Here is a 12,164-nt window from a genome sequence, read left to right on the forward strand (position 1 = left end):
TCTTCTTATGGGCTAATTTCGTATCAGAATTAATCCCAAATCTATTCTAACATGAAAACCATTAAGCTATTAGCAGTTTGCTTACTAACAACAATATCCTCATTTGCTAATGTATCTTCATCAGATAAAGATGCTTTGGTAGCTTTTTATAACGCAACAAACGGAGATCATTGGAACTCTAGTTGGGATTTGAGTGCTGAAATAAGTACTTGGAACGGTGTTAAAATTGAAAACAATAGAGTTGTTGAAATAAACTTACCATTTAATAATTTACAAGGAGAATTACCTAAAGAAATAGGAAGTCTAACTAGTTTAAAAGTTTTAAACTTAGGTTTCAATAAAATTTCTGGAACAATACCTACTGAGTTAAGTAACTTAACTGAGTTAAAATCCTTAGAACTGTTCATGAATTCTTTTGAAGGAGATATTCCTTCAGAATTAGGACAGTTAAAGAACTTACAATCTCTTAAGTTATATAGTAACAAGTTAACAGGTGATATTCCATTAGAGCTTATGGAGCTAACAAACCTTGAAGAGCTTTTAATTGGAAGTAACTTTTTAACAGGAACAATTCCAGTTGATATAGCGGAATTATCAAACTTAAAGAAGTTAAGTTTAATGGATAACAAATTAGAAGGAGAGATTCCTTCAGGAATTGGCCAGTTAAAAAACTTAGAGGAATTATTATTATCTACTAATAACTTAACAGGTAGTTTACCAATAGAAATTGTAAACTTAACTAAGTTAAATACCATTATGGTAAGTGATAATAACTTAAACCAAGAATACATTAGTGTTTCTGGTAAAAATCCTCCTGGATTAATGACGATTAATACAAACGCAACAGCCGTTTTAGATATAGAAAAAGAATAAATTTTTGTAAAGTTTTGTATACTTTGTTAGTTAAAAAAAAGCAACTCATGTGAGTTGCTTTTTTTATTATTTCACTTTTGTGAATTAATAATTTATTGATTTTAAGATAACAACGAATAGTTTGAAATATTTTTCTAAATAATAGTTGCTAAATCTAAAAAGGGTTGTATATTTGCAGTCCAATATCGCGGGATAGAGCAGTAGGTAGCTCGTCGGGCTCATAACCCGAAGGTCACTGGTTCGAGTCCAGTTCCCGCTACTAGCAATGACAAGGGTTTCAAGAGATTGAAACCCTTTTTTTATGCAATGGGTACGATATAGGTACGGGTTTTTGATTTTTTCTCCATTCTTTTCAGATAGTGCATTATTTCTGCAAATCAGAGCGTTTTTGTGTTTTGGCATATCTTTTGTAGTTCATAAGCCATGAGTACGATGCAAGTAATATGTCTAGAATCCGAAGCACTTTATCAACTGGTTGATAAAGTGGTGGAACGCATCAAAGAGAAAAAAGAGGTGGTTCAGGATAAATGGCTCTCTCCTAAAGAAGCTATGGACATACTTCGTATTACCAGCAAAACTACATTACAAAACTTGCGGGATAAGGATGAGATACGGTTTTCTCAACCGACAGCCAAGAAGGTCTTATATGATCGTGATTCTCTGTACGATTATTTAGAACGCAATGCACAAAACGCTTCATAGTGGAGGAGGATAGAACATATCAGAAAGGTTTTAATGATGGTTACTTACTACAACAGCATGAGCCAGAGATTGCTAATATGCTAAGCAATGTAAAATCGGACGATGCTTACTTAGAAGCGATGCGAGCGGGTAGGGATCAATATCTGCATGAGATGAAAGAACGCTTCAAAGAGCATAGTCAATCCGCGCCGAATCATTCCAAAGATAAAGGGATGAGTCCAGAACGTTAATGTATTTCTACTCCATTTTTACGCGTGAGGATCTGCTCAAGCAGATATCCACGCTTTGCATTTTCAGCTTCCCAATCATTGTATTGTTCTTCGTGCCAAGAATCGGTTTGTTTATGACCACTGATGTGACCATTTAGCTGTTTTGCACTGGTAAATGACTTGTTACATTCAGGGCAGTTATGTGGCTTCAGCTCGTAATCGATATTCTGCACCTGCAGATAATCGAATAACTCACTAATGGATTTCCCCTGGTCTTTTGTCTTATCGGATTTCGTGGCATAGAATAAATGACTGAATGAGAATATCGTACCTGATAACATGATGCCGACGAGTATCGCCCCATAGAGACTTTCTGGATAGAATTGATAGACGAGATTATGCGCTATGGTGCCAAGTAAATAGATGAGGGCGGTCTTCTTCCAGCCTTTGACGGTAAATATCAGAATAGCGAGATCCACACCAATAGCATAGCACCATGCGAACCAAGGGTCGCTATATTGACTATTTGCCTGAAATACATAAACGGTGTGTGCCACTTGCGGAATGAGGATAATGGTCAGAGCTACAATGCCGAACCATTCTCTTGTTATTAATCGTTTCATAATCTAATGCTTTGCTAAACATACCCCATCTTTTGTGCCAAAATTGGGTGTTTTTAGCCTCGTGGTTTCATCTGGTGAAAACTGGTTTAACTTGGGTTCATTTTTTTTCAAACGTTGCCCTGTGGGTAACTTAAGAACGTAGGCAATCCCATTGAGCCGAAGTGAATAATTATCCATAGGGTTGCGGTAGTGAGTAGCAAATGATAAACTATAGGTGTTTTAAGGAGATATAGTTCATGCCTACAGATAAACCAAGTATTGAGGTGTTACTTGATAAAGAAACCAATGGATTACTAGCTACATTGGCGGATGAAAAAAATCGTTCTATATCGGTGACTGCTGCTGATTTGATACGGGAAGCACTGGAACTGTATGAAGATAGAGCACTTTCAGAGATAAGCAATGAACGTATTGCATCCGATAATGGTAAACGATATAGTCATGACGATGCTTGGGGTGATAAATGACATTCCATATCGAGTATATGGAAGAAGTGGTCAAAAAAGATATTCCTAAACTTTCTCCCCCTGTCAGAAAACAGATTAAGAAAGCTATAGATACACGACTAGTGCGAGACCCTGTTGCTTATGGCAAACCTTTACGTTTTGGATTGGCGGGGCAACGCCGATTACGGGTAGGTGATTATCGCATTATTTACACCATTGACCATGAACAACATTTGGTCACAATCAATACCATTAAACACCGTAAAGAAGTGTATGGCTAGTTACCTACATCTAGCATCCTGTGGGTAAGTTATGAGCGGAGACCTTACATAAGTCGGAGCGAAATAATTATCCATAGGTGCGCGGTGCAATTGGATAATCTGTGATGGATTATTTAGATTCTTTTTTATCGATGTCTTTGAAAAATTCACTCAAGGTGAGCTGATGAGCATCTAGAATACGAAACAGGGTTTTCATAGTGAAGTTGTGTCCATTCTCTAGCCTCCAATAGCCCTTACGGTCAAAATTGAAGTCTTGTGCAAAGGTTTCATGGCTAGTATATCCAGCCTTAAAGCGAAGCTCCTTGATGCGTTCAGCTATGATTTTAATATGTTCCTGATTTTTCTTATTCATTACATACAAAAATCCTCAATCGTTATTTCAAAAATTACGGAATATATGCCGTGTTAGTAGACTTTATTTTCTTACATTGCAGGCATAAAATAGATATCAACGAGGATTAATTATAGCGTGTTACAGGCAGCCATTATTGTGGTTTCTCTCACATAATATGGCTGCTTTTTTTAAATGAAAATCATGGGAGATAACGAAGAAGACTCACCTCATTCGTTTGATTTTACCGATGCAGTTGAACGTTTCAAAATGCAGGATTGGGATTTAGACCATTTCTGTGTTGATGAAATGTTTGGCTATTTTGTGCTAAACCATGAAACGGTGAAAGATACTCCACTAAACCGCCAAATCTACCGTAACAGCTTACGTCTTCATATTTTGGAACTCTATGAGAAAGGGGAGCTTTAGGGCTGTGGGTAACTTATGAACGGAGACCTCACATAAGTCGTAGTGAATAATTATCCATAGACCTTACTTGCATTTCTTTCACGAATCTTATCGCACTGTATGTACTGGGCGGATCCGTTTATCGGATTGGCCCAGTACACCGAACCCATGGTTTTGTCCCATTCGGGTAACATCCGAGGATAGGGGGATTAGCATCCCCTGATTCAATAAAAATAGAACAATGAGTTTCCCTATCGGGAAAATAAGTGTCGATTTTTCTTTGAATCATTCCGACGCTTTCCGCTCCGCGCTGACTCGAAGTTTCATGAGCAACCACCCTAGCGGGTGAGTTCATAAAACATCAATCAATTAAGGAGTTAGCGATATGACTAAGACACCATTAAAAATCACCTCTGAGAACTTTTTTGAAGTGTTTAATCTCAAAAAGAACCATATAGATGATAACGCCAGTTATGACGGCTGCATGTTTGAAACGTATGGAGAAGAATTAACCTATGTCAAAGATCATGCACAGGAGTATATCTGGACAATATTAGATGGTGATACAACACCCATTATTTCCAGTGGTTATCATCATGCAGACCTTATCGGCTATCTCATTAGCGAAATACCCGCTCCTGATGATTTAGACATTGAAGTACATTATGAGCCTGACAACATAATTATTACTAAACAACATGTTCTTAGTGCTGCCGTCGATATTATGCCAGATATGGATGATGGAGAAGCACAGGAATTTTTAAATACAATATATGATGAAGTCTTTTCCAATGTAGAAGAAACTATTCTCTATCACCTAAAAGAGATGAAACAAGCAGAAATCACACCTTAATTCTGCATACCCTCCCACGTTAACAGCCTTCACGTAAAGGCGTTTTTTCCGAAGCAAAAATAGTGCAAACCTTCCAAACACCATTTCCTCCGTCATGGCTTTTTGGAAGCCTTCCACATGCATGAATGCAAAGAAAAAACACATTCACATGAACACTTTAAAAAAGGATTTAACCATGCAACAAGAACAATTTGCATTTGATTTTTATAATCTATGTTTTCCAGAGTTTGCAAACAATGTCCATTCAATTGAAAGCGCTTTACCAGAACTTTATCCAGCTCAACAAAGCGATGTTGAAAAGGCAGAAAAACGCTTTGAAACGGGCAAAGGCATATTATTCACCAATGGAACAGGTACAGGCAAAACCTTTGTTGGATTAGGTATTGCAAAACGATTTGTAAACCAGAACAAAAAGCAAATACTCATTGTAGTACCTACCGACAAGAAAGCTAAAGACTGGATAGCAGAAGGTACACATTTAAATCTATCCATACGACAGTTAGAAGGTATCAACGATATACAATCAGGGATCGTGGTAACGACCTATGCAAATTACTATCAGAATGAACGCTTAGAACGTCATCATTTTGATTTAGTGCTATATGACGAATGCCATTACTTACTACAAAATGCGAATGGCAATGAAACCAAAGCATTAGAAAAGCACAAGCGGGTTGCCAAGTTACCGTCATCATTTCACAAGCTATATGACAGCCAGATACGCAAAGCATGTAGTGATTATGATGTGGAAGATGATTGCTATATACTGAACAAAGAGCAATATAAAAAGCAATACGAGCAGCAATTAAAAGCCTATATCGAGCAAACGAAGGTCGTGTTTCTATCGGCTTCACCCTTTGCGTATCACAAATCAATATTACTAGGTGATGGCTGTTTATGGGAGATTTACGAGAAGTCAGACGCACATGCGAATGATAAGTTCTATGGTTACAATGATCCTGATGCGTATGAACAATTTTTCATGGAGCATTTTGGCTACAGAATGCGCTACAATAAACTGACTGTTCCAGATTCAGCCGTAAATATTGGATTGATGGAGCGCAATTTCTTTGAGCGATATAGCGAAAAAGGGATTATTTCAGGGCGACAAATTGAAGTAGAGAAAGATTACTCTAGAGAGTTTGTTATTGTCGATAGTGAAATTGGTCAACGCATCGATGAAGGCAAGGAACTATTTAGCTCGGAAGAATTTAGAGAGAACTACCCGACGTTAAGCCAGTTCGTTCATCGCAAATTCAACTATAATTATACAAGCCAGTTGCTTGAATGCATCAAAGCAAAAGCGGTGATTAACCGTATTAAACAGCATCTTGAGTTGAATCGTAAAGTGGTGATATTTCACAATTATAACCACTCTCTACCTAGTCACCCATTTGCATTTGAAGTAAAGGAATTGCTCACCAAGCAGGATGAAAAAGACCGTTACACTTATAGCCTAGAAGAAGAAATACAGCGTTTCGAGCATGAATATAGTGAGCTGGTGAATCTCGATTTATCCGACTTGGTAAATCCGAGAGACACCATCCGCAAAGCATTTCCGAATATGCAGGAGTTTAACGGTACAGTTTCGAAGAAGAAGCGCAGCGACTATGTGGAAGCCTTCAATAATCCTCATTCCAATATGGATATATTGATGGTGCAAACCAAAGCAGGGAAAGAGGGCATTTCACTACATGATAAAATCGGCAATAAACAGCGTGTGTTAATCACATTAGGTCTGCCGACAGCTCCCACCGATGCAATACAAATTGAAGGGCGTATTTATCGTATAGGTTTAGAAAGCAACGCTATCTATGAATATATCACGCTACAAACCCACTTTGAACGACACGCCTTTGCTGAGAAAATCGCTACCCGTTCACGAACTGCGGAAAATCTCGCAATGGGTGAAAAAGCCCGTAATCTCGAAATTGTGTTTAAGGAAGGTTATCAGAATGCAGATGATAGTAGACCCCATTTAACGCAAGGTACAGGTGGAAAAGAAGCCGATTATGCCTATGAGACCATTTCGGAGTTTGAGAAAGCGAAAACCTATTATTTCGGTACAGGCAAAAAGACCTCAAGGAACAAATCACGGGAAGGCAACGACTACTTTGCAACACCAGAACCACTAGGGCTAAAAATGGTTGAATGGCTCAATCTGGAAGCGGGTCAAAAAGCCTTAGAACCGAGTGCCGGACATGGAGCAATTGCACGATTCTTTCCAGAAAATACCGACAACCATTTCATTGAACCGAGTTACACCCTTTCATCCAAGCTTGCTATCAATGTCAAAGGTGATGTGAAAGTACAGAATTTTGAAGAGTTAAGCATTTGGAATAAGTATGACGGCATCGCCATGAATCCACCTTTTGGAGCAAGTGGCAAACTAGCAATGGAACATATCGAAAAAGCGGTTTCGCATTTGTCCTATAGCCCCGAATCAAAAGTGATTGCGATTTTGCCAAATGGTGCAGCCATGCAAAAACGACTTGATAAATACCTAAGCGATTCAGAAACCAGAGTGCATATCGCACATGAAATACTTTTACCGTCTGTCGTATTTGAGAGAGCAGGGACTCAAGTCTTTACAAAAATCATTGTGCTGGAAAATAACCACTCCATGAATGCAAGCAATGTGATTGACCTTACAGGCATTAATGACATCAATGAGTTTTTCGATGAGATAGAGCATTTATCAATTAGCTAATACTATCATAACAAGTAATGAAGTGAGGGGGCTTTGCTCCTTCATTTCATTGCCTTCAGGAACGTTTTCTAGATATAGAAAGAGTTATTTATTTGATGCTAAGGGGTGACTTCCCCTAGCGCACTTCAAGAAAAATAGACAAGACCGTGTTCTCGGTCTAAAGCCCTGCGAGCCGCACCATCTTATCAATTTTTCTTTCCGTTTGCCTCCCCCGTTTTCAGCCAAAGGGCAAGATTGCACGCACGTGCAATCGTACTTTAACTTAACAAACGGAGAAACTATAATGACTACGAATAACATTAATAAGAAACCAAGCTTTCATGCATTTTATGTACAAGGAGAAAAAGAGGAAACCACTTGGACAAAGGTAGGTGTAGCATGGAATCATAAAGACGAAAAAGGGTTTAATCTTGTGTTAGATGTATTGCCAATCAATTTTGACGGTGAGATCGTGTTACGTGAACCGAAAGACTAATTGCATTATTTATCGAGGAGAGGGGACAGCCTCTCTTCTTAACAACTGAAATATAAGGAAAACATAATATGACTATTACTAAAACAAAACATGATGACGTGGCATTTAGACAAGAAAACCCTGCACTTGCTGAAATTGATTATTTGTTATTTGAAGACTCAGTACGTAATGGATTTGATGCTTATGCAACCAATATGAAAGATAATTTTCTAGAGTTATTTGTGCTTTCCAATGGCTCATTTTACCTATCATTGAAACAAGTTGAGCCTATCAAATTGGTAAATAAAATGAATTATTTTGATGGAGAAATGAGTGCCGATGCTGCAAGTATCTGTATTTGCATTTTAGTGCTGTATCAAATGATAGACCTCATGCCAGATAGTGAACAAAAGCTAACTCTCAGACGTAAATATACAGGGCTTTGGAATTATGTAGATGAACATGAGGAAGTCCAACAAATGCGACGCTTTTTAGATTAACAAACTAATGAGGTGAGGGGGCGTTGCTCCTTTGCTTCATGGTGAGCTGATAAAAATTTCGGTGAAAGCTGATTAGCTTTCACCTTTTTGGCACTAGCCCGTTTCGTCATAGCCTTGTTGAAAGCCTTTGCTTTCAAACTCAGAAATATCGTTGAGTAGTTCAGTATCTTTGTATTTCACTTCGATACTATTAACGATAGCAACGTCCGCATTGATTACTTCATCATTGGCAACTGGCTTTCCGATATATTCTTGAATGGATGTTACCATTGAATCATTAAGTTCTAAGAATAATTTGTCCAGATGCTCACCATAAATAGAGACGGTAGCATTGGTGAAAAATAATAGGATGCCAATATTACGGTCATAATGTTTGCTGTAGAGATTGAGGTAATCAAAACTTTTTATAATGGTGGTATCTTGATATTCTAGCAGTATAGATGTTGCTTTATCATTTGTTCTTGTGGTTTTGTAACAGCATTGAGAGGTAGGCTGCGAAGTAAAATTACGTTCCTTCGCACCTACTTTATCACTCAAAAATGTTACTTTATCTATCACTGCATTCATATTTAATATCCACTACCTTGACGGCTCTATACCTCTATCGTTTCTACTCATGTGCTGCAAATACGCTTGTGTTCTACGATATTGGTCAATGACCTCCTGTAGCTTATCTGACCAAAATTTATGCCGTTCTTTAAAAATTTCGGTGGCAGATTTCCGTTCATTGGATTTTTTGACCTGTTCCAATAGCTCTTTTTTATCACTGGTATAAACCGATACGCCATATCTGCTTCGACTGACCGACACATAAAATTGTTCCATATTGGATGCTTTACCTTTTGTATCATCAGACATATCAATAATCCCCTGGTCATAAGTTAATCCTTGGGAACTATGTGAGGTGATAGCAATTCCGTGGTCAATATTGCCAAATTCTTTGCTGAGTATGCGACCACCTTCTAATTTAAAATCTCCGTCAGGAGTATAGCCTGTAATGGTATAACGGCTATTGTTGTTAAATCGGGTTTTCTTGCCATCTACAATGCTTGTGCCTCCTTTGGTGATACGGATAATATCATTTTTGGCAAAACCTTCTTCTTTATGTTCATAAAGGTTGAAGCGTTTTGCATGTTGTATGTCGAGCTTTTTGACTGTCCCGTCTTTATTGGTAACAAGTACCTCATCATCGATCACATGTGAAACGGTCAAACGCTCGCCTTTGGTAAAGCCGTGCATATTCTGGTTTACCTCGATATTTTGACCTGCTTCATAATTGCGTACATCTTTCTTTTCTGCATCGGACAGGTGCATCACTTTATGAATCTGGTATATGCGTTCCTCTTCACTGATCTGACCTGACTCTTTGAGTAATTTTCTAACCTCAGCCGTCACCTTGTCTTTTGCTTTATGAGTAGGTGAAACAACTATGGTGGACTGACTTGTATTGATTGAATCGATATACTCCTTCGCTAAAGACTTATGTAAGTTGTCAGCAGGAACTTTTTTTATGGAATTACCTTTCTCTAAATACTTCATGCCTTGTTCGGCATTACCGCGACTTAAAGCATCTACCGCTTTTTTATGATCTTCAGTTTGTTGACGGATATTTTCATCGAGAAGAATAGGGCGAACACCTGCATATTTATTGAGTACCCTGAACGCATCGCCACGGGGTACAGAATTATGTTGTTTTTCATCACCCACCGCAATGATACGCATGTTATTTTCATCTACGATTTTCATGAGTTTATTAAAATTCTCAAAACCGACCATACCTGCTTCATCGAGCATCATTACTTGCCCTTTGAATTGCTCCTGAAGCTTTGGACTATGCAGAAACATATCAACTGTATGCGCATGGGTTAAACCGTCTTCTTTGAGATTATCCTTAGCGGAATTGGTAGGTGCTAAAGCAACCACTTCTTGCTTGCGCTCTATCACATCGGCAACCGCTTTTAAGACAGTGGTTTTTCCTGTGCCAGCTTTTCCACGTAAGGGCGTATATAAATCGGTAGATTTTAATATCCGCTTTACGGCACTGCGTTGCTTCTTATTGAAGAAATCAGGGATATTAAAATCCTGTTTGGCAAATGCTGCAAATTTCCAGCGACCATCACGGACTATTTGCTTGCTAGTTTCTTCCTCTTCCCAAATAGATTTAACGGTAACAATTCTGCGCCCCTTATGCACATCAATCAGCACATCATGATTGTTATATTCAGCACGTAATGAGTCTACGCTTACTGAACCAACACCGTACCGCATTGCAGTAGCTAGCAATCGTTTTTCATCGACTTTGGAATCATTTTGCAAATGATGTTCCAGTGCATGAGCTAGTGCTTTGCCTGATGGTATATGCGGTGTACCGCTATCATCATTGCGGATATTATCAATGACCTTGCGTGTATCGTCTGGCAGAATATGATTCCAATAGGCGATTTGTTGTTCTTTAGGTAAGGCAGTCTTTTTTCCATCCCGAATCTTTGCACCTAATCCACCTTTTATCTTTGGGTCGGTGATATTATTCGCTTTAGCGAAATCTTCAATCTGTTTGGTGCGCAAAGAAAATCGTTCGATGGCTTCCCTTGAAATGCCTGTTATGTGATAGCCTTTTTCGGTTCGAGTTATGGGAAAACCTTTGTCTATCAACTGTTTTGCAAGTTCATTATGGAAAACCTGCTGTAAATAAGGTCTGTTATCCATGATTTTTCTAAGGTCGGCAGAACGGTAAGGGGTTCCTTTGCCATTCCAATGTGCACCTTTCGGTATCTCTGTAATATTCTTAATCAGATTATGTACATGATCTTGTGGTGTCACAAAGCCATTAACAGGGCGAGTAGTTGATTGCAGATAGCTAGAGATTAGCATATTGCCTGTATAGATGTTTTTAGTGGCTAAACCTTTATGTGTTCTTACCTGTACCAGTTTCTCCATTTCTTTAAGCATTACATCATTGGCTGCAATAACAGAATCGGTAATATCTTTCTTTACTTCAGGGTCTTTGGTTAAAGCCCTCAATATGGAAAGATCTTTACCTAGACTCACCGTTAAATCTTGTGAGGATCGCATGTTTTTATGTTCACGGGGTTTTAGCTTTTCACCTGTTTGTGGATGACGATTTTTTACGACAGCAAATAAATCATCTCTCTCTACTTCACCAGAAAGCCCAAGCTTGTCAGCCAGCTTACCACTCCAATAACTCAATACGGTATCATCCAGATAATAATCTGCATTTGCCAAGTCCTTGGTGTAGTAATCAATGGTCGCTTGCGCGGTCATTCCTTTTTTGCCTGTTGTGAGCATAACCCTCTTTTTTTACCCCTGTTGCCCGATAAAGAACGCTTCGCTTTAGAAGGTGTCTCCGACGGACAGACATCTCCCCTAAGCGTGGCTTAGGGATGTAGAAGTGTTATACAAATCGCGTGCCAGTTGTATATTATGTAAATAAGCAACAGGCTCTTATTGAGGGTAATAAAAGGGGCGCAAGGGATTGAAATAACTCAGGCTTTCCACTTGAAAATTATGTGAAATTTTTAGAAGGCATCTAAATAGAGGGCAGTTAAAAATGTGTATATTTGTATGTGAATTGTTAATCTAAAAAAACATACAGTATGTATTTTACCTCTCAACCTACACGACGTATTTCGTTATTCATTTTCATCTTATTTCTATGCAGCAGTTTTCATTCTCGTTTCTCCGCACAAGGAGATGTAGAAGCATCGATTTGGGATGAGTTATTGGCATTGGATGAGGAACGGACAAAGCTCATAT

The 12,164-nt window shown here is 38.5% G+C and carries 14 protein-coding genes and 1 tRNA gene; 11 read left to right on the plus strand and 4 right to left on the minus strand.

Annotation, left to right across the window (positions count from 1 at the left end):
* Positions 1-51: 51 nt before the first annotated feature.
* From FUA24_RS16495 to FUA24_RS16510, 4 genes are all read left to right on the plus strand, one after another.
* Positions 52-873, plus strand: coding sequence for a Two component regulator three Y domain protein (locus FUA24_RS16495; RefSeq protein ID WP_148544146.1), 822 nt, complete (start codon positions 52-54; stop codon positions 871-873).
* Positions 874-1,059: 186 nt separating this feature from the next.
* Positions 1,060-1,132, plus strand: a tRNA-Met gene (locus tag FUA24_RS16500).
* Positions 1,133-1,296: 164 nt separating this feature from the next.
* Complete coding sequence (locus FUA24_RS16505) at positions 1,297-1,575, plus strand: helix-turn-helix domain-containing protein (protein ID WP_222861363.1); 279 nt, start codon at positions 1,297-1,299, stop codon at positions 1,573-1,575.
* Entirely contained in the window at positions 1,575-1,805 is a 231-nt protein-coding gene (locus FUA24_RS16510) for a hypothetical protein (RefSeq protein ID WP_148544147.1), read from the plus strand. The genes FUA24_RS16505 and FUA24_RS16510 overlap by 1 nt, the downstream gene beginning before the upstream one ends.
* Here the strand turns inward: FUA24_RS16510 and FUA24_RS16515 are convergent.
* Entirely contained in the window at positions 1,802-2,407 is a 606-nt protein-coding gene (locus tag FUA24_RS16515) for a C2H2-type zinc finger protein (protein ID WP_148544148.1), read from the minus strand. The genes FUA24_RS16510 and FUA24_RS16515 overlap by 4 nt on opposite strands.
* 236 nt (positions 2,408-2,643) lie before the next feature.
* On the opposite strand from FUA24_RS16515, the gene FUA24_RS16520 reads away from it, so the two are divergent.
* Entirely contained in the window at positions 2,644-2,874 is a 231-nt protein-coding gene (locus FUA24_RS16520) for a ribbon-helix-helix domain-containing protein (protein ID WP_148544149.1), read from the plus strand.
* A 17-nt stretch (positions 2,875-2,891) separates the two neighbouring features.
* Entirely contained in the window at positions 2,892-3,134 is a 243-nt protein-coding gene (locus tag FUA24_RS16525) for a type II toxin-antitoxin system RelE family toxin (RefSeq protein ID WP_222861364.1), read from the plus strand.
* A gap of 109 nt (positions 3,135-3,243) precedes the next feature.
* On the opposite strand, the gene FUA24_RS16530 is transcribed toward FUA24_RS16525, so the two are convergent.
* Positions 3,244-3,486, minus strand: a complete 243-nt coding sequence (locus FUA24_RS16530) for a helix-turn-helix domain-containing protein (protein WP_148544151.1) — start codon at positions 3,484-3,486, stop codon at positions 3,244-3,246.
* Positions 3,487-3,669: 183 nt separating this feature from the next.
* On the opposite strand from FUA24_RS16530, the gene FUA24_RS16535 reads away from it, so the two are divergent.
* The 5 genes from FUA24_RS16535 to FUA24_RS16555 all read left to right on the plus strand — a co-directional run bounded on the left by FUA24_RS16535 (position 3,670) and on the right by FUA24_RS16555 (position 8,390).
* The gene (locus FUA24_RS16535; protein ID WP_148544152.1) at positions 3,670-3,894 is read left to right on the plus strand and encodes a hypothetical protein; all 225 of its coding nucleotides are present in this window, start codon (positions 3,670-3,672) and stop codon (positions 3,892-3,894) included.
* Between the two features lie 364 nt (positions 3,895-4,258).
* Positions 4,259-4,726 carry a hypothetical protein gene (locus FUA24_RS16540; protein WP_148544153.1) on the plus strand — a complete coding sequence of 156 codons (468 nt, stop codon included), beginning with the start codon at positions 4,259-4,261 and terminating at the stop codon, positions 4,724-4,726.
* Positions 4,727-4,874: 148 nt separating this feature from the next.
* Positions 4,875-7,436, plus strand: a complete 2,562-nt coding sequence (locus FUA24_RS16545) for a DEAD/DEAH box helicase family protein (RefSeq protein WP_187388306.1) — start codon at positions 4,875-4,877, stop codon at positions 7,434-7,436.
* Positions 7,437-7,680: 244 nt separating this feature from the next.
* Positions 7,681-7,911, plus strand: a complete 231-nt coding sequence (locus tag FUA24_RS16550) for a hypothetical protein (RefSeq protein ID WP_222861365.1) — start codon at positions 7,681-7,683, stop codon at positions 7,909-7,911.
* 68 nt (positions 7,912-7,979) lie between these two features.
* A complete protein-coding gene (locus FUA24_RS16555; RefSeq protein ID WP_148544156.1) occupies positions 7,980-8,390 on the plus strand; it encodes an antirestriction protein in 411 nt (136 codons plus the stop codon).
* Between the two features lie 93 nt (positions 8,391-8,483).
* Here the strand turns inward: FUA24_RS16555 and FUA24_RS16560 are convergent, their stop codons facing one another.
* Positions 8,484-8,927 carry a hypothetical protein gene (locus tag FUA24_RS16560; RefSeq protein ID WP_222861366.1) on the minus strand — a complete coding sequence of 148 codons (444 nt, stop codon included), beginning with the start codon at positions 8,925-8,927 and terminating at the stop codon, positions 8,484-8,486.
* A 42-nt stretch (positions 8,928-8,969) separates the two neighbouring features.
* On the minus strand, positions 8,970-11,696 hold the full coding sequence (gene mobF, locus FUA24_RS16565; RefSeq protein WP_148544158.1) for a MobF family relaxase: 2,727 nt from the start codon (positions 11,694-11,696) through the stop codon (positions 8,970-8,972).
* Positions 11,697-12,164: the final 468 nt, after the last annotated feature.

The organism is Seonamhaeicola marinus (assembly GCF_008085455.1).